17 protein-coding genes, 1 other RNA gene and 1 pseudogene are annotated in these 17,203 nt (G+C 43.7%); 9 read left to right on the forward strand and 10 right to left on the reverse strand.

Features of this window, described 5'->3' with window-relative positions:
- Positions 1-37: 37 nt before the first annotated feature.
- Positions 38-769, forward strand: a complete 732-nt coding sequence (locus FWE06_06515; protein ID MCL2546832.1) for an NAD-dependent protein deacylase — start codon at positions 38-40, stop codon at positions 767-769.
- On the opposite strand, the gene FWE06_06520 is transcribed toward FWE06_06515, so the two are convergent.
- The 6 genes from FWE06_06520 to FWE06_06545 all read right to left on the reverse strand — a co-directional run bounded on the left by FWE06_06520 (position 711) and on the right by FWE06_06545 (position 7,508).
- Entirely contained in the window at positions 711-1,853 is a 1,143-nt protein-coding gene (locus tag FWE06_06520) for a sporulation protein (GenBank protein ID MCL2546833.1), read from the reverse strand. The two genes, FWE06_06515 and FWE06_06520, sit on opposite strands and share 59 nt — an antisense overlap.
- A 131-nt stretch (positions 1,854-1,984) precedes the next feature.
- Positions 1,985-2,725 (reverse strand): MerR family transcriptional regulator, encoded by a 741-nt coding sequence (locus tag FWE06_06525; GenBank protein MCL2546834.1) that lies wholly within the window; start codon positions 2,723-2,725, stop codon positions 1,985-1,987.
- A 441-nt stretch (positions 2,726-3,166) separates the two neighbouring features.
- Positions 3,167-4,648, reverse strand: coding sequence for a reverse transcriptase domain-containing protein (locus tag FWE06_06530; GenBank protein ID MCL2546835.1), 1,482 nt, complete (start codon positions 4,646-4,648; stop codon positions 3,167-3,169).
- Positions 4,649-5,002: 354 nt separating this feature from the next.
- Positions 5,003-5,740 (reverse strand): methyltransferase domain-containing protein, encoded by a 738-nt coding sequence (locus FWE06_06535; GenBank protein MCL2546836.1) that lies wholly within the window; start codon positions 5,738-5,740, stop codon positions 5,003-5,005.
- On the reverse strand, positions 5,737-6,594 hold the full coding sequence (locus FWE06_06540) for a type II restriction endonuclease (GenBank protein MCL2546837.1): 858 nt from the start codon (positions 6,592-6,594) through the stop codon (positions 5,737-5,739). Before FWE06_06540 ends, FWE06_06535 begins: the two co-directional genes overlap by 4 nt.
- A gap of 17 nt (positions 6,595-6,611) precedes the next feature.
- Positions 6,612-7,508, reverse strand: coding sequence for a DNA adenine methylase (locus FWE06_06545; GenBank protein ID MCL2546838.1), 897 nt, complete (start codon positions 7,506-7,508; stop codon positions 6,612-6,614).
- 874 nt (positions 7,509-8,382) lie between these two features.
- On the opposite strand from FWE06_06545, the gene FWE06_06550 reads away from it, so the two are divergent.
- The 4 genes and pseudogenes from FWE06_06550 (at position 8,383) to FWE06_06565 (ending at position 11,091) form a co-directional block, all read left to right on the forward strand.
- The gene (locus tag FWE06_06550; protein MCL2546839.1) at positions 8,383-8,544 is read left to right on the forward strand and encodes a hypothetical protein; all 162 of its coding nucleotides are present in this window, start codon (positions 8,383-8,385) and stop codon (positions 8,542-8,544) included.
- 24 nt (positions 8,545-8,568) lie between these two features.
- The gene (locus tag FWE06_06555; protein ID MCL2546840.1) at positions 8,569-9,624 is read left to right on the forward strand and encodes a helicase RepA family protein; all 1,056 of its coding nucleotides are present in this window, start codon (positions 8,569-8,571) and stop codon (positions 9,622-9,624) included.
- Positions 9,585-9,935, forward strand: a complete 351-nt coding sequence (gene mobC / locus FWE06_06560; GenBank protein MCL2546841.1) for a plasmid mobilization relaxosome protein MobC — start codon at positions 9,585-9,587, stop codon at positions 9,933-9,935. Before FWE06_06555 ends, mobC begins: the two co-directional genes overlap by 40 nt.
- Before the next feature lie 229 nt (positions 9,936-10,164).
- Positions 10,165-11,091 (forward strand): annotated as a pseudogene (locus tag FWE06_06565) (recombinase family protein).
- A gap of 532 nt (positions 11,092-11,623) precedes the next feature.
- Here FWE06_06565 and ssrA read toward each other — a convergent pair.
- The 4 genes from ssrA to smpB all read right to left on the reverse strand — a co-directional run bounded on the left by ssrA (position 11,624) and on the right by smpB (position 14,129).
- Positions 11,624-11,971, reverse strand: a transfer-messenger RNA (tmRNA) gene (gene ssrA, locus FWE06_06570).
- 54 nt (positions 11,972-12,025) lie between these two features.
- Positions 12,026-12,520: a GNAT family N-acetyltransferase gene (locus FWE06_06575; protein MCL2546842.1), complete on the reverse strand. Its 495-nt coding sequence runs from the start codon at positions 12,518-12,520 to the stop codon at positions 12,026-12,028.
- Positions 12,511-13,146 carry a M15 family metallopeptidase gene (locus FWE06_06580; GenBank protein ID MCL2546843.1) on the reverse strand — a complete coding sequence of 212 codons (636 nt, stop codon included), beginning with the start codon at positions 13,144-13,146 and terminating at the stop codon, positions 12,511-12,513. The genes FWE06_06575 and FWE06_06580 overlap by 10 nt, the downstream gene beginning before the upstream one ends.
- A 500-nt stretch (positions 13,147-13,646) precedes the next feature.
- The gene (gene smpB / locus FWE06_06585) at positions 13,647-14,129 is read right to left on the reverse strand and encodes an SsrA-binding protein SmpB (GenBank protein ID MCL2546844.1); all 483 of its coding nucleotides are present in this window, start codon (positions 14,127-14,129) and stop codon (positions 13,647-13,649) included.
- Between the two features lie 133 nt (positions 14,130-14,262).
- Between smpB and FWE06_06590 the strand changes: the two genes are divergently transcribed.
- From FWE06_06590 to FWE06_06605, 4 genes are all read left to right on the forward strand, one after another.
- Positions 14,263-15,174, forward strand: a complete 912-nt coding sequence (locus FWE06_06590; protein MCL2546845.1) for a stage III sporulation protein AB — start codon at positions 14,263-14,265, stop codon at positions 15,172-15,174.
- Positions 15,168-15,674 (forward strand): stage III sporulation protein AB, encoded by a 507-nt coding sequence (locus tag FWE06_06595; GenBank protein MCL2546846.1) that lies wholly within the window; start codon positions 15,168-15,170, stop codon positions 15,672-15,674. The genes FWE06_06590 and FWE06_06595 overlap by 7 nt, the downstream gene beginning before the upstream one ends.
- A 121-nt stretch (positions 15,675-15,795) precedes the next feature.
- On the forward strand, positions 15,796-15,996 hold the full coding sequence (locus FWE06_06600; GenBank protein MCL2546847.1) for a helix-turn-helix domain-containing protein: 201 nt from the start codon (positions 15,796-15,798) through the stop codon (positions 15,994-15,996).
- 34 nt (positions 15,997-16,030) lie between these two features.
- Entirely contained in the window at positions 16,031-16,909 is an 879-nt protein-coding gene (locus FWE06_06605) for a DUF4932 domain-containing protein (protein MCL2546848.1), read from the forward strand.
- Positions 16,910-17,203 lie beyond the last annotated feature (294 nt).

The raw sequence follows: 17,203 nt of genomic DNA on the forward strand, positions 1-17,203 counted from the left end.
CATTGCCCCGGGTGTCTTTTTGTGCTATAATCGTGTCATGGAAACTATAAATAAGTTGCAAGAGATTGTGCAATCTTCACAAAACATCGTCTTCTTCGGTGGGGCAGGGGTATCGACAGAGAGTGGCATCCCTGATTTTCGCAGTCAAGATGGGCTGTATCGTCAAAAATACACTTATCCGCCTGAAGTCATGCTGTCATACAGTTTTTTTCAAGAAAATCCGCGAGAATTTTATCGCTTTTACCGCGATAAACTGGTGCATGTCTGCGTCAAACCTAACAAAGCACATATAGTGCTTGCACGGCTTGAAGATATTGGTAAACTCAAAGCCGTTATCACGCAAAATATTGACGGGTTACACAGCGCAGCAGGTAGCCAAAATGTGCTGGAATTGCATGGCACATCGGCGCGAAATTATTGCATCGATTGCAAAGTGGAATATCCGGGCGAAGTCATTTGGAAAACTGATGATATTCCATATTGTCAATGCGGCGGCATGGTGCGCCCTGATATCGTTTTGTACGAAGAAGGATTGGATGAGGAGTTACTCTACAAAGCAACGCACCACATTAAGCAAGCCGACACGCTTATCGTAGGGGGCACATCACTCAATGTATACCCGGCAGCGGGGCTGCTCACGCATTATTGCGGCAATAGGTTGGTACTCATCAACAAATCAGAAACGCCATATGATGGACATGCTGACTTAATCATCCGCGCTCCGATCGGCGAAACGCTAGGCGCAATAGCATCAATGCCAGCAGAGTAATAGAAGCGATTTGCATACTAACAATAAACGCTTGATAAAAATACAGGTTTGCCAATATTTGAACTTGCTGCGATACAATAGACATTGTTGTTGTGTCGTGACTTGCGATGCGTAAAGCAATGAACATATATGCTGCGCTGATAACGGCGTGCAGCGCCTTGCCGGCAATATATGTCCAAATACCGAGATTGCTGTGTGACAAGAAGCTCAACACTTGTGTGTGAACGCTCAATCCGGCCCAACCCAGCAGAAATGCTGCTAACGTGACGCTGGACATCGCGTCGCCTTGTAAATTACGCAGTCCGCCCGTGATTTCAACTAACCCGGCAAACAAACTGTAGCCTATAGTAGTCTGCATGCCAAACAAAGATAAAACATTTGCAACAAATGGTAAGATGCCAAAAACAAACAGCATCCTAACAAAAACAGTGAAGAAGATTACAAACGCGCAAATATTTAACACTGACTGCATGGCTTGCGTCACAGCGTTGATAAAGGCATTTGGGAAATTTTGCAAAGGTGAGCAATGTTTGCCCGTTCTGTCGGTGATTTGCATGGGCGTACATTGTTCGCCTCTACGGCCATACTGCCGAAAGACCACCCCCACCGTTATTGAGGCCGCGATATGGGTTAGGTACAGCAAGAGTCCAATACGTGAACTGGCGAAAACACCCATTCCGACAAATCCGAATATAAACGCCGGACCGGCATTGTTGCAAAAGGCCAGCATGCGTTGGGCTTCTGCTTTTGTACATAGCCTTTTCTCGTACAGCGACACCGCCGTCCGCGCGCCAACGGGATAACCGCCAATCAGTCCCATGGCCAATGCCGTACCGCACGCGCCGTTGAGATTGAACAGCGGCGTCATAACAGGTTGCAGCAAGCGGCTCAATGACTGCGCCGTGCCTGTGTCAATCATTATGTTTGACAGCACGAAGAATGGAAAGAGTGATGGGATGATGATGTTAAAACACAAAAGAAGCGCATCACGTGCAGAGGCTGTCGACTCATTTGGTGATATTAGCAATATAGCCAAGCACGATAAAATTAAAATTGTTACTATATGACGGCGCGTGAAATGCATGGTTTCACCTCACAATCTCTATTAGAGTATGAGACAAAACCCTTAAGCATGACCGTAGCGCGAATAACTCCGTAAGAGAGCACCGGTGCGGGGGGTATTAGAGGATTTGATTCTAAGCTGATGCAAAATGCTTATGTTGCGAGTTTTTTCACCGGCTCTTGTTTTCGCATAACACACCAATTTTTCTCGCCACACTCGGGGCATTTCATCCAACGGACTTTCATGTTGCCGGTAGTGAAAAACGCTTTTCGCAATGGTGGCTTAGTCACTGCATCGCAGTTAGGGCAGATGTATTCGATGTTTTTGAGCGCTAAGAGCGATGCTACTATCCCCAAGATAGCACAGCCGAAATATAAGCCGAGCCCCCACCAAATTTGCGATATTGTCAACCATACAATAAACGCAAGTCCCAAAGATGCTGCAACGGCTGCGAACGTGTAGGTGAGTACCAATTTCCCTCTATCGCGGTTTTTATTTTTCTTTTCCATAATGTGTTCTACGTCAAGGATTGTATTTGCCGGCACTATGGCTTTGTTTGCAATGCTTTCTTTGATAATGTTGAGCATTGCAAGCTGCTTTTGCCGCTCTGCAATCTCATTCGAAAGCTGTTTTTTTTGCTCGTCAAGCAAAATTGAGAGAATTTTGCCGGACATTTCGCTCTGCATGATGCCTTTGATTGAATCAAGCGACAGCCCGATTGTTTTAAGCGTGCAGATAAGACGCAGCTTGGTTAAGTCATCATCGTTGTAAATTCGTCTGCCGCCCTCGGTTTCAGAAGACGGATGCAAAACGCCTTTGTGGTCATAAAATTGCACTGTTCGCACCGAAACATTGCACCGTTTAGCCATTTCGCCGGTCGTGTAGTTTGACATAGATTGCTCCTTTCGAGAGTTACGATACTGTATAACGCTACGTCACAAGCAATAGGCGACGCAAGGGGATTTTTCGTGTAACGTAGGGGGATTTTCTGCAAAGCTACGTCACAAATTTCTGTCACTCGTTACGGCACGTAGCAGACGCATAGCGGATTAAAAAATGCGTCGTGGCATGCGCATTGCTTGCCACAACAAAAAAGAAGATGTTGCTAATGAAGATTATTAAATCCCCTAACAACATCTTCACTGGTGGAACAGATTGCCCCAAATACAAGCGCGCGAATTTTGCCGAATGGCTTTGTGATTATTGTAACACTTGATATATAAAAGTCAAGACCCTGTGCAAGCAGATACTTATTTGCGAGGAAATGGAATGGTTCGGCGTGTATTTATGGCACACGCCCGGACATTGGCTCGGGCAGGACTTTCAGTTGATTATTATTTATTTGTGATTACAGCTTCATCTTTTGGTTTAGTTTTTAGTTTGCCGGAATCTTCATCATAATATAAATCGCAATTACAATATCCATACTTTTCATATTTTCTACATTGCTTTTTGTATTTGTAATATATCTTAACAACAGATTTTAATCCGTTGCTTGTTCGCACAAGCAGATCCTTTTTACGCAGATGCTTTTTCGTTCTGCGGTGGTAGTCATTGTATAATTCAGTTCTTATCATAGTGTCGATATTTCGTAATTGGCGCACATCATTAACCATCATAAAATAACCTATCCAACTCCTCTTTTTGATAAGTCGATTACACTCCAAGCAAAGCCCATTCTCTTGTTCAATCATATCTTCCAAACCTACAATTTTTAGGTTGACATTATGAATTATACGACTAAAATATTCATCAGCGTTATCAGTTTCAATATCTTTTAAAGTTGATATTATACGCTGCCGAAACTTTTGAAAATTGTCATTTTTCACTCGTAGCGATTTTGGCGATATAGCAAACCCCAAGAAGTCGAGCGAGTCTTTTTGTAAATCTAAAAGTTTTGTTTTCTCGCCGATGGAGTGCAAGACGAGTTTTTCAGTTTCTTTCAAGCGCGTTTCAAGAAGTTGATAGACTTCTTGTATTTTATCATTGTTCTTAAATAACAAAACAAAATCGTCAGCATATCGAAAATACTCAAAGTGATATTTCGGTATTAGCTCTGTTGTAACATAAAGATCAAAGTCATACAAAAACACATTTGCAAGAAGCCCAGATAAAACACCGCCCTGCGGTATTCCTTGCGTTCTTTTTATGCCGCGCTGTGGATATTTATATTCTGAAACTCTATTGGCAGGTATTCTATCAACATGAATAAATCGAAATAAGAACTTTTGTATCAATTCATTTTCTTCGCCGAAAAAAGTTCTCATTTTCGATGTTAGGAGCGAATGATCAATTTCGTCAAAGAATTTACTGATGTCAGCATCAAGCACATACAGATAACCCTCATCTATCAAACGTCTGATTTTCTTGACAGCCATTTTTGAAGATTTGCCTTCTCTATATCCATAACTATGTAAATCAATATTTTGCGCAAAAACGTTTTCTGCATGAGGGCAGAGAACATTAGCAAGAAATTTTTGAAAAATTGTGTCTTGGATTGTAGATATAGATATAGTGCGGATTTTACCTGCTATCTTAGCATCTTTAAGTTGATTTCGGGTAAACGGAGGTTTTGGCGTTTCTTTCTCACGAAATGGCGCAAAGCAGTATTTGCCGCTTTCTCCTTTATCGCAGATTATATTAGTATGATGGTCAATATTGATTAGAAAATCTTCATGTCCAATTTTGTCGCAGCCACGAGCAAGCGCTATTACGCCACTAACTTTATCTGTTTTGCTACGTTTTAGATTCTCAAACTCCTCCTTCACATTTTCGGGTGTAAAAGAAGCTATTAACTTTTTGTCTAATTCCCTCATTAACATACCCCATCAAGACAAAGAGCGCAACCTAAAAAAGGTGCGCTCCGTATGGCAATCCAATTATCGGGCTATGATTACCATACAGTCTCCTCGCCCTTACCGATGCAAATTACATATGCACCGATTCGTTGTCTCCAACTATACAGTTGATCGATCGAACGCTTTGTCAATAGTGATGTTTATCAATATCATTGTCGTAGCCTCCAATGTTCCAGAGTAGCAAGATTGCATATAGCAATTATAGCACATCTGGAACAGCCCTACCTCGATCAGTCAGGGCCGATCAGCCGATGATCGCATCTAAGTGTGACCACGATACAAAATAGCATATTTTCACGAAAAAGTCAAGATCTATTTCCTAAGCACAAACAAATATTCATGTGCCAATAGCAAGAAATTGTGTTTCACGCTGTTCGTTTTCCAAAACCCGGTCGCTTTGCAGTTATGTTGCTGTTTGATAATAATCTCTTTCGTAGTGAATCCGGCAGTCTCAAAAATCTTCATAACCTCAAAGCTCATCGGGATAACACAGCCTTTCTTGCGTGTGTCGCCCATCAAAATAGCGCAGAATTTATCGTCTTTTAGTACACGGTAACATTCAGCCGCAACTAACTTCATTTCCTCTAAAAAGTCTTTTATTTTGTAATGCGACAAGTCGCCGTCAATATCCTCGCTATATTTGATAATATCGGCATAAGGAGGATGAGTACAAATAAAATCAATGCTGTCAGTCGGCACAAAATCAAGTTTTCTCGCATCGCCATGTTTGACATAGACTTGCCCGGCGTTTTCATATTCAAATGCCGTTTTCTCACGACAACGCTCCAAGGCAGTAAGGTTAATGTCAACGCCAATAATATTGCGGTTAAGCAATTTAGCCTCGACAAGTGTCGTTCCGCCGCCTGCGAATTGATCAAGCACTAAATCGCTCTCGTTTGAATAACGGATCAAAAGGTTTCGTGGAATATACGGCGACCAGTTGCCACGATATTTCGCATCATGCGTTGCCCAGTCGCCACGCTGAGGAAAACTCCAAACCGTGTTCATTTCAAGCTCGAAATCGGGCGGCTCCCAATGCTTTATTTTCATGCGAATAGGTCTTTCAATACATCGTTCTCTAAGTCGTTGATATTGTAAATATTCTCCATCACGCCGAAAGTTTCAGCTAAATTGTTTCGTGCGCTGTTCCAACCACCGCCGTCCGTCACCCAAACAAAGGCAAAGCCGTCAATACCTTTGGATTCGATAGCGATATTTTTGTAACTCCGCGCCGTTTCATTGAGCTTAGACCCGCTACTGGCATAAAAGTTTGTTTCAATGCCGTAGATTGTAGAACCCTTTTTGACAACAAAATCAAACCGTTTGACTGTTTTTCCTTGATTCGATAGTGCCGACAAATCAACACCCCAACGCTTTTCAATGTCGGCGATTTTCATTTCTCTGAAATATGTTTCATCTTTAACCAACTCTGCTTTGACAAGGTATGATTCAACAAGTTCTTCCATAATGTGACCGCCACGATTTTTGCGACCGTTGGAGTCAAGCCCTGTTTCAACGCCTGTGGCATAGTCGAAGAGGTTGCTGACAAGATGATTTTCAAGCAAGTCAAATAATCCTGTTTTACGCATAAAAATCTTGTAATCGTCTATGGAATAGTTGGGTTTATTGAAGTTATAGCATCGTTCGCCGTCGCTGTCAGTCGCACAAATTTCGGCCTGGCGGATAGCAAGCAGTAACGGAATACATTTCAGCGTTTCGGGGTAGCGGCGAACTACCTCCTCAAAGTCTGATTCAATATTTTTTGAGCCAATAAGCGAACTAAGCAGATTTAATTCGATTTTAATGGCGTTAACATTGCGGCGCACTTTTTCAAAGTCCACATAGTAACCGTATGTAGAGATGCTGTTTTTGAACTCCGAAAACCATTTTTTGAAATCACGCATATTGAAAACCCCTTATTTTAAACGCTTGCAATCAGCAATTCCCTAACCTTGCCGCGTCCGGCAGCTACGGAATTGATTGCTCTGCTTGCTTCTATTCTTGAAATTGAATGTTTAGCATAAATATTGTCAAAAAACTCGTCAGCTTCATTTGTGTTTTTTGGGTCAGAGTTACTTGCAACGATATATGCTCCACGCTCACTCATTTTATCAATAAAGTTGGCGAGCTGCATTTGGTCATCATCATCAAAACCATCTTGTGCATAAGAAGTGAAACTGGCGGTTGTCGACAACGGACGATAAGGCGGGTCAAAGTAAGCGAATGTTTTATCGTCAATAAAATTTTCGGCGAGAGTATAGTCTCCGCAGACAATTTCAACATTTTGCAATGCTTGCGACACAGCAACTATATTGCTTTCATCACATATACTCGGCTTTTTGTAACTGCCCTGTGGAACATTGAACCCACCTTTGGAGTTTACGCGATATAGCCCGTTAAAGCAAGTGCGGTTTAGAAAGATGAACAGGGCTGCAATTTCTAATGATTGTTCGTCGCTTTTCTTAATGTCATTAAAGTTATTTCGTGCGTTATAATATAAAATCTTTTTCTGTTCTGTATCAGCCGTATGGTAGGCTTGCTCTAATTGTTTGAGAGCCGATACAAGTTCGTTTACGTTATCGCGAATGGTATTGTATGTGGCAAGCAATTCGCGGTTAATATCGCTTATATAAACAGCATCCAGCGAGTAATTGCTTAACACATCAAACAACACAGCGCCGCCACCGACAAACGGCTCGGCGTATTTTTTTATCGACACACCCAAATCGGCGGGATACTTTGCTCGTATCTCGCTCAAAATTTGCGATTTTCCACCCGCCCATTTTAGAAAGGGCTTTGCTTGCTGTTGTGTTTTCATAAGCTCATACCTCGCAATCTGATTGCACAAATCTACGAAATAATTATACCTCATAACGCTGAATTTTGCAATATGAATTTTTGCTTGGGAGATGTTTACTTTTGCCCCGATTTTGTCCATATAGATAGAGAGCCAAAATTTAATTCTTGGAGTGGGTTAATTTTTCGGCTTATTTTGTCCATATATATGAAAGCGAAAATATTTTGCTTACGCAGGTAGTAAAACAACACTTTCCTCGGCTATATAGTAGGAGGTTTTTTCGCAAACATTGGTAGTTGCCTTATCAGATTCCATTGAGAGTAGAGGGCGAAAGTTTTTGAAAATGTGTTTATAAAATGGGGTCGATTTTGACCGTTTATTGTCCATATATATGTAGCGTAAAAATTTTCTCCGTCAACACCCTATAAAACACTCTCTGCCACGGTTATATAGTAGAGGGAAAAATTTATTCGCCAAAGAGTTCCGTTTTAGGTGCTGTTTTTCTCCTATTAGTAAAGAACAAAATTTCTTTTTCAAAACACGTCCGATTTTCTTCAAATTTTGTCCTATGTATAGGGGGCGAATTTGCCCAGTTTTTGTCCATATAAGTAGAAGACAAAATATTTTTCATCAACACCACCCAAAAATCACTTTCCCACGGCTATGGCTATATAATAGAGAGTAAATTTTATTTGCCGAAAAGTTGCCAATTCGCTCCTCAGATTCCATTGATAGTAGGAGCTGAAATTGTTTTACATAATCAGGAACATTTAGTATGTGCCTGTGTCGTATAAAAATAGAGCCTTCGTTACATAGCAGCAAAGAAGTCCACAACGCCGTCCTTGAAAGGGACCGGCGTTTTTTTGCTGCGGAAATTTTTAAGGAGGAGCAGTATTTGAGAGAAGGCAACCCCAAAATCGTTATAACCGACAAGCAAACCGAAATTTTAGCAAGGCTATTTTTACCTGAAATCAAGCGATATTTTGCCGATGAAACCGTGCGAAAAGATTTTAAGGAATGGGAGCAAACTCAACAACAGGAAAAATTAGCGGCATAGTGTCGCAATGAGAGGAAATTATCAATGAACCAAACCAACCTACAAACCGTATCAATGCACGAGTTGTATGACACGGTTTATACCGTCAATCCGCCGTTAGTCGAGGGATTGCTCTACCCCGGCACTTACTTGTTCGTTGGCGCGCCAAAGCTCGGCAAGTCGTTCTTTATGGCACAGCTCGCTTATCACATCAGCACGGGCGTGCCGTTATGGGATTATCCTGTTTCAAAGGGGGAGGTGTTATACCTTGCCCTTGAAGACGACCACAGGCGATTGCAAAAGCGACTGTTTCAGATGTTTGGCACGGATAATGCGGATAATCTACATTTCGCAGTGGCGGCTAAAAGCGTTGGCAACGGATTGTACGAGCAGTTAGATGATTTTATTAAACAACACTCTGACACGAGGCTAATTATCATCGACACGCTTCAAAAAATCCGTGAGTTAAGCAATGACGGCGCAAGTTATGGCGGCGATTATGAAGTCATATCCAAGCTGAAAGACTTTGCCGGGCAACACGGCATTTGTCTGATACTCGTGCATCACACTCGCAAGGCACGCGGTGGTGATAAATTCGATATGATTTCCGGTACAAACGGCTTGCTCGGAGCCGCCGACGGAGCGTTTCTGCTACAAAAGCAACAACGGACAAGCAACGAGGCAACGCTTGACATTTCGGGTCGTGACCAACAAGACCAGCGCATCAATCTCATCAGAAATCCCGAAAAATTGCTGTGGGAGTTTGTAGATGCCGAAACAGAATTGTGGAAAGATCCACCCGACCCAGTGCTTGCTGCCGTGGCAGGAATTATCTCCGCTGAAACGCCACAATGGAGCGGAACGCCAACGGAGCTTGCGGACAAAATCGGCGTTGATATTAAAGCAAACACGCTGTCTATGCGATTAAATGTCAACGCTGCTCGGTTGCAAAATGAGTACGGCATAATCTACGAAAACAGCCGCAACCACACAGGGCGGCAAATTAAACTGTTGCTCGGCGACACGACCGACACGGCAACAATAAAACTATGGAGGAAGTTATGCAAAACAATAAATCGGCTAAGCGACCAATCTGTCTGAAAGTGCGAGTATCTGCGGAAGAAAAGGAGTTGATTTCAAAGAAAATGGCGGCGTTCGGAACAATAAATCGCGAGTCATATATGCGTAAAATATTGATTGACGGTTATGTCATCCGGGTAGAGTTTCGGCAGGTGCAAAAGCTGTTGCATTTGCTTGGAAATGTAAGCAATAACATCAATCAAATTGCCCGAAAAGTCAACCAAACAGGAAATATTCATGCAGAGGATATTCATAAAATACGAGAGGAAATGGAATCGTTTTACCCTGAACTTCGTAAAGCAATCGCCGAGCTGTGTAGCACGAAATTTTAACGGCGTAGCCGTACCGGCAGACAGCAAAGTTGGCTTAGAGCGCTTGCGCTGAAATTCCGATTTTCGGAATTTTGGGCCCGGAGCGCCTTGCTTGCCACTACCAACCCATACAATATAGCCAAGATTGTCATTTTCAAAAATGTTACAGTCTTGGTTATTTTATTTTCCAAAAACCGTTGACAAAGCACGCAACAGCGCGCTACAATTTTTATATGAAAGGTGACCGACTATGAAAGTTATAATTTATGCACGATATTCGAGCGACCGTCAAACAGAGCAATCTATTGAGGGTCAAATTAAAGTATGCCGTGAATACGCAGAGCGCAACGGCTATAAAGTCGTTGATGAATATATAGACCGCGCCATTTCCGGAACGAGTGATAACCGTCCCGAATTTTTGCGTATGATTGCCGATTCGGCAAAGCGGCAATTTGCGGGAGTTCTCGTTTATCAGCTTGACCGTTTCGCCCGAAACAGATACGACAGCGCAACCTACAAAGCACGATTGAAAAAGAACGGTGTTAGGGTTCTCTCGGCTCGCGAAAACATTTCGGATGATGCCAGCGGTATTTTAATGGAAGCCGTGTTAGAGGGAATGGCAGAATATTATTCGGTTGAGTTGTCGCAGAAAATCAAGCGCGGTATGGAATTGACCGCGCAAAAATGTGAGTTTACCGGTTCGGGTGTGCCACTCGGATATAAAATCGTTGACAAAAAATTCGCTATTAACAAAGATGAAGCACCCATCGTCAAGCGCATTTTTGAAATGTATCTCGCAGGCAAAACAATGGCAGATATTATTCGATATCTCAATGAAAACGGCGTTAAAACGAGCAAGGGTAATCCGTATAACAAAAATTCAATCCGGCGGATAATCACGAACCGTAAATATCTCGGCATTTATATTTACACAGACATTGAAGTGCCGGGTGGCATTCCGCAAATCATTGACAACACCATGTTTGAGCAAGCGCAAATCCTTATGGCGAAGAACAAGAAAGCTCCTGCACGAGCAAAGGCCATTCATGACCATTATTTACTCACCACGAAACTTGTTTGTGGTGAATGCAAATGCGCGCTTACCGGGTTTAGTGGTACTTCAAAGACATCGAAATTTTATCAATATTACGGTTGCGTGACACAACGCCGAAAGGGTAATTGCAACAAGAAAGCCGAGAGAAAGATGTATTTAGAAAATAAAGTCGTTGGCGAAATTGTGTCTGCTCTCACGAGCGATTATATTGATAACATTTCACAGAAAATTGCCGATTTATCCGTTAAAGAAGGTAACATCGGTGGTGTAAAACGGTTGAGAAAATTGCTCAAAGAAAACGAAACTGCCACGGCCAACCTAATCAAAGCGATTGAGTCCGGCAAAGCGGTGGAATTGTTTTCGTCGCAAATAGAGAAACGGCAGGCCGAACGCGCCGACCTTGAAAATCAGCTTATGCAGGAGCAAGCCGCTCGCCCGACACTCGAATTTGAAACCGTCAAATATTTCTTCGAGAAGTTTAGGCGCGGCGATGTCTACGCCCCTGTGTTCCGCAATTTCTTGATTGACACTCTCGTTGACAGAATCGAGGTTTACGGCGGCGAAAGCCCGCGACTTGAAATCTACTGTTACGCCTACGATATGCCGATAAAAAGTCCCTTAGCGCGCCCCGAAAGGGGTTCGTCTAAGGGACAATTGGTGGAGGCGGCGGGAGTTGAACCCGCGTCCGATAATATATCCATATGCGCTTCTCCGGGTGCAGACGGTTGTTTGCATTCCCTTGCTATGCCGCCATACCGTCAGGCTACAAAGCTTAGTAGATTCATCAATGCATGACGCGCGCAAATCTTAACGCATTCACGTTGGCCACTCAGTCACGCCTGAGTCCCGAGCCGTGGCACTCTCAGGTCAGACGGCGGCTAATTTAAGCCGCGACTAATTGATTATCGTTCTTTAATTTATAAAGATACCCGATTTTACATGGTCAGGCGCCATGACCCGCTACGCATAGTTCAATATCTCCGTCGAAGCCAAACTCGCCCCCTAGTCCAATAAGAGTATAGCACAATTCGGATAAAGTGTAAACAGGAAAAACTTCTCATACCTCATTATATTGCCAATAGCCCACATCGCCGTCGGCGTGGATGCTTGATAACGCAAAGCCGTTTTTCTCAAACGCGCGGATAGAAGTGTGGTTTTCAATATTTATCACAGCTTCAAACCGACGGCAATTGCTGTGCGGGATGATTTTTGCTGTACAATTGAGCAGTTCACGGATAACCTTCGTGCAATATCCACGATTGCGCAGTGCCGGATTGACAACAATGGGGTTGATGGTGATGGACAGCTCGCCGTGGCAGAGGATAAGTATGTAGGCGATGAGCTGTTCGCGCTCAATAATGACCTTGCAAAAACAGTTTTTGCCTATCTCATATTCGCCAGAGTCGACATAATATGCCCATTCCGCGCTAAGTGGAGATGGGCCGGCTGTCACGAATTGAACGGTGTCCTTGTTTGTTGACCAAGTGTCGATTTCATCCTCAAATGATGACACACCGTAGTCCAGCCATGTAAAATGCAACGTTATTCCCATGCCGTGACAATATACCCGCCCGTATTTGCGCTTGAAACGGTAAAGTCTAAATGCTCCGGAACGAATAATATACCATTTCTGGGTTTTTGATATGAAATATAAAATGCCTGATTTTCAAATGTGGTTGTATAGTTGCCGTGTTCTTGCAAAAACTCAATATATTCTTCTAAAACAAAACCATATTGCCCCATAATCCATGCGTGCACTCGCCCGACATAACGGAAATGCCATGGCTCATAAGGCACGTTCGTGATGTCGTGTTTGTCATAGGGATAGCGGAGAATAAGTCCGAATTGAGGGGCGTTTTCGGCAAGCCACTGCGCTTCTTGCGTACCGATCATCTCAGCAGTAGAGTTTGTGGACAAAATATCTGCAGCCAAGCCAAGCTGATGTTCGCTATGGCCGGGGCGCATGACATATGCGCTGTTTGCCGCGTTTTCATAGAGCCGACTCTGCTCATCATAGCTACGAAAACCGCTTGTAATAAAAAGATTATCAATATTAGCGCGCTCTGCTGCCTCAAAGAGGCGAAGCATAGCATGCATGGCAGTTTCGTGTATTTGTATATATGTCGCTCTTACAGGAATATCTGGCCAAGCGGTCACCAGTTGTGAATAATTTGTCATTGCGACCGCGCGATCGCGATTGACAAGTTTTAGATACTGTGTATCTGTGATTTCCGTGATGGGAACCTGCGCGGTAAAATGGGGGAATATGAAGTTGTCGAGTGTGTTTGTGGACGTTGCAGAATATGGGAAATGCGCTGTTGGGACACTGTCTGTGCTGCTGCGTGACCCGAAAGCGTGGCCTATCAAAAAGGTCGCGAATAATAGGGTGACGTAAAAAAATACCTTTAACGGCCGCCGTCGTTTCCGTCGCCGCCTCGTTTGATATTGTTGTCGAGAGTATGCCATTTATATGTTCCACCTTATTATTTCATAACAAAATCTATTCACTTGCCCGTCGTTTCCCGCAATGCATCCATAATTGCATCAACGTATAAAACCGTATTGTGCAATCACCTTTTAGGAGCCGATAAGCTTGACTGTGTATGCAAGGCGTTTATTATGTTTAGTGTACTATCGGTTAGCTTGTATATCTGGTGTGCCGCAATGAGTGAACGTAATTAGCCCCGTTCTTGCAGACGACGGTTGTCCTTTATCGCTCTGTTCATTTCACGTTTGGCGTCGCGCTCTGCCGCACTGCTGCGCTTGTCGTGCAAGTGCTTTCCTTTACAGATGGCAAGCTCCATTTTAATTTTGCCGCGCTCGTTGAGATATAGCGCCAATGGAATCAGCGTCATGCTGTCTTGTTGAGATTCTTTAGATAACTTAGCAATTTCACGTTTGTGCAACAGCAATTTCCGTACGCGTAGGGGGTCTTGATTAAATCGATTGCCTTGTTCGTATGGACTGATATGCAAGCCGCGTACGAAAGCTTCGTCGTCTCTGATAAAGACAAATGAGTCTTTTAAGTTTGCCTTGCCAAGACGTATGGATTTGACCTCAGTGCCAACGAGCGATAGACCGGCTTCATAGCGGTCAAGTACAAAGTAGTCATGGAAGGCTTTGCGGTTTTCACATAGTTTTTTCATAGAAATATTATACAGGCAGAGTAGGGGGCTTGTCAAGGCGAAACGTGGCGAGTTGCGCTGTATGCGTTAGGTTGTACGAATGAGGTTCTTTTTTTGTGGATGTCTTCATAGCTTGTATCACGATCAAGTGAAAGAGAGTGCACATATTATGGACAAAACAACGCCGTATACACAATCCGCCATTGTTTTGCCGCGCATTCTACGTGATGCTGCAGCACGACTGACAAATCACGATGCGGTGAATGCCGAAGAGTTCCGTTTGCGTGTGGGACAGGCATTGAGTGTCGTCGTAAATAACAAGGAAATCGCGCTGCCGGTAACGGTTGAACGGGAGCATTTAGAGTTACTGATCGAGACAGTTACGCGAGGATCATACTACGCTGTCAGTGAGCAGCTGCGCTGTGGATATGTCACTATTGAAGGTGGGCATCGCGTAGGATGGACAGGCACGGCGGTAGTAAAAGATGGAAATATTACGGCGTTGCGTGATTTTAGCGGTGCGTGCGTGCGAATTGCGCGGCAGGTTAAAGGCGTTGCGGGTTCATTGATGGCGGCATTATGTCCTGAGCAGAAGTTTGTCAGTACGCTGATTTTATCCCCTCCAGGTGCGGGGAAGACAACGCTGCTGCGCGACATTATCCGCATGATTAGCGGTGGCAGTGCCGTTTGTGCTGCCCATCGTGTCAGTCTCTGTGATGAGCGCGGTGAGGTGGCGGCATTGTGGCAAGGCAAACCTTGCTTTGATGTCGGCGCACGCACAGATGTCCTTAATGGTGGAACAAAGGCAGAAAATTTGCTTATGTTGTTGCGTTCAATGGCGCCGCAAGTCATCGCGCTTGATGAAATCACCGCGCCATCCGATGCCGAGGCGTTGCGGCAATGTGCTCATTGCGGTGTTGAGCTTTTAGCGACCGCGCATGCCAATAATGCGGCGCGTTTTTTTGCGCGGCCGGGGGGTAAGGCGTTGAAAGAACTGTTTAAGCGTGTTGTGTTGATTGACAGACAGAATGGGAAACGGCGATATAGCGTTCGTGATGAAGCGGAGGCATTGATATGTTGAGGATTATCGGAGCGTTGTTGCTCACGGGCGGAACAACTGCATTTGGATTGCAAGCAAGCGCGCAGTTGAGCAAGTGCGTGAGCGTTATTGCGGCGTGGCGTATGGCGGTGGAGCAGCTACAGGCGGAGATGAGCTGCCGTGTGCGTGCTTTGCCGGAGTTGGCGGCGCATTTAGCGGATAACGCACCGGCGATATTGCGCGGAGATTTTCAACGATTGGCGGATATGTTTGAACGGCCCAACGATGAACGGTATGCACAGATTTGGACACGTTGGGCGGAAGGGTTGCCGCTACACGCCGAAGAAAGCATTATTATCATCGAGTTGGGCCAACTGCTGGGACGGTACGAGCTAGACGGCCAGTTAGCGGCACTTGATAGTGTGGAGGCGCGCTTGGCGCAGATTGAGGAACGAGCACAAGTTCGTAAAGATAAATTGTCACGGCTGTATGCTGTGAGTGGGTTGTTGTGTGGGGCAGCTGCGGCAGTAATTTTGCTGTAAGGTTATTGTTTTTAACTGATGGTTAAAATGTGTTTCCTGTCAAGGGCTGGTTTTTTGTAGCGGTGTGCCGTATACTGTTATTAGAATTGGCTCGGAATAATATAAAAGGAGACCGCATTTTATGAGCATAGCCATTGGCGAAAACATCAAACGTTTGCGGAAAGCTAAGAACATTACGCAAGAAAAATTGGCGGAATACCTGAGCGTTTCAGCCCCGACAAGCAAAAAAAGGGTGGACTTTACTCCGCCGTCGTGGTATACTCATGCCGTGGGTAGAAACATTATCTACACCATACCACTTCGCCCACGGAAAGGTCGGTAGTTTATATTTTGTGCACATATATTAGGAGAGCGCAATGAGCAACAAAAATATGGTTGATGAACGCTTTGAACTTGCGGCTGTAATTTGCAGACTCGCCGAGCGTCCCGAATATAGTTCGCCCGATTTTAATGCATTCAACACGGACCATCATAAGGAAATTGCAAAAACATTTGCGCCTTATGCAAACCATGAGGCAATTGAATATGCAAAAAGAATGTCAAGCATTATTTGTTATGATAAGCCATTGCGTTTCGCTGTTCATATCAAAAAGGAATGTAACAGGTTTGATCTCATTGATGATATATCCTCTCTATATGGTGCTTGGACTCCTGACACAGCAACTGATTTTTTGAGGCTGTACAATCAGTTTTATGCTGACACAAACTATGTGGAATTTTTCAATAAGCACTTATTATTATTTGAAGAAGCGACAAAAGAGTTTGTAGACAGATTTTACAGTCACATTGATTTTGACTGGTTCGGCAAGTATCTTGACCCGTCAAATTTAAGGTGTATATTATCGCTATCGAGCGGAAACTATTTCGCGTCCGTAAACAACAAGATATTATATTGCTTAGTGCAAACAAATAATCGCGACCGTTTTGACGTTCCACCAATTGTCCATGAATACTGCCATGCGTTTGCTAATCCACTTGCTAAAAAGTGGTATAACGAAAATGCCGTATTCCAGAAATGGTGCGATGATTCCGTAGACTCTCTGAATATGCCATTTTACAACAACGGTATATATATGGCGTATGAGTATGTGACGAGAGCCTATAACGTCTTGTATGAAGTTGAACATGGAAGTGATTACAACGAGTGGATTGCGACTGTAAGAAATATGGAAACCAAAGACGGGTTTCCATACATGGAGCAAGTTTATAACATGATTATAGCGTTGAAGAAGTAATACCCAAAATAAGCACTTGATACCCTAGCGGCTAACCGCCGACCCACGCCGTGAGTAGGTATATTTTGAACAATAAATCCCGCAGGATAGGCAAGCCCTATTTTGTGGGATTTTGGCGTTTGTACAAAAAAGTCCTTGACAAGTGGTTGCAGGAATATGGAAAAGAACTCTTTTACCGAAGCGGGAAGATTCGCACAAAACTACTCTAACTCTCAAACCCGCTAAATAACTAACAAAATCAAAAGACGATGTATAAAGATAACAAGAGTTAGAGGCTAACAAAATAGCAAACAA

It is taken from the genome of Oscillospiraceae bacterium, from assembly GCA_009780275.1.
Lineage (GTDB): Bacteria > Bacillota > Clostridia > Oscillospirales > UBA929 > WRAI01.

Excerpts from the sequence above, each read along its gene's own strand:
- FWE06_06590 (MCL2546845.1), top strand. The coding sequence starts at position 14,263 with ATGGACAAAACAACGCCGTATACACAATCCGCCATTGTTTTGCCGCGC.
- FWE06_06555 (MCL2546840.1), top strand. The coding sequence starts at position 8,569 with ATGAACCAAACCAACCTACAAACCGTATCAATGCACGAGTTGTATGAC.
- FWE06_06535 (MCL2546836.1), bottom strand. The coding sequence starts at position 5,740 with ATGAAAATAAAGCATTGGGAGCCGCCCGATTTCGAGCTTGAAATGAAC.
- FWE06_06605 (MCL2546848.1), top strand. The coding sequence starts at position 16,031 with ATGAGCAACAAAAATATGGTTGATGAACGCTTTGAACTTGCGGCTGTA.
- FWE06_06575 (MCL2546842.1), bottom strand. The coding sequence starts at position 12,520 with ATGGGAATAACGTTGCATTTTACATGGCTGGACTACGGTGTGTCATCA.
- FWE06_06580 (MCL2546843.1), bottom strand. The coding sequence starts at position 13,146 with ATGACAAATTATTCACAACTGGTGACCGCTTGGCCAGATATTCCTGTA.
- FWE06_06595 (MCL2546846.1), top strand. The coding sequence starts at position 15,168 with ATGTTGAGGATTATCGGAGCGTTGTTGCTCACGGGCGGAACAACTGCA.
- FWE06_06540 (MCL2546837.1), bottom strand. The coding sequence starts at position 6,594 with ATGCGTGATTTCAAAAAATGGTTTTCGGAGTTCAAAAACAGCATCTCT.
- FWE06_06515 (MCL2546832.1), top strand. The coding sequence starts at position 38 with ATGGAAACTATAAATAAGTTGCAAGAGATTGTGCAATCTTCACAAAAC.
- FWE06_06530 (MCL2546835.1), bottom strand. The coding sequence starts at position 4,648 with ATGAGGGAATTAGACAAAAAGTTAATAGCTTCTTTTACACCCGAAAAT.
- FWE06_06525 (MCL2546834.1), bottom strand. The coding sequence starts at position 2,725 with ATGTCAAACTACACGACCGGCGAAATGGCTAAACGGTGCAATGTTTCG.
- FWE06_06600 (MCL2546847.1), top strand. The coding sequence starts at position 15,796 with ATGAGCATAGCCATTGGCGAAAACATCAAACGTTTGCGGAAAGCTAAG.
- mobC (MCL2546841.1), top strand. The coding sequence starts at position 9,585 with ATGCAAAACAATAAATCGGCTAAGCGACCAATCTGTCTGAAAGTGCGA.
- FWE06_06520 (MCL2546833.1), bottom strand. The coding sequence starts at position 1,853 with ATGCATTTCACGCGCCGTCATATAGTAACAATTTTAATTTTATCGTGC.
- FWE06_06545 (MCL2546838.1), bottom strand. The coding sequence starts at position 7,508 with ATGAAAACACAACAGCAAGCAAAGCCCTTTCTAAAATGGGCGGGTGGA.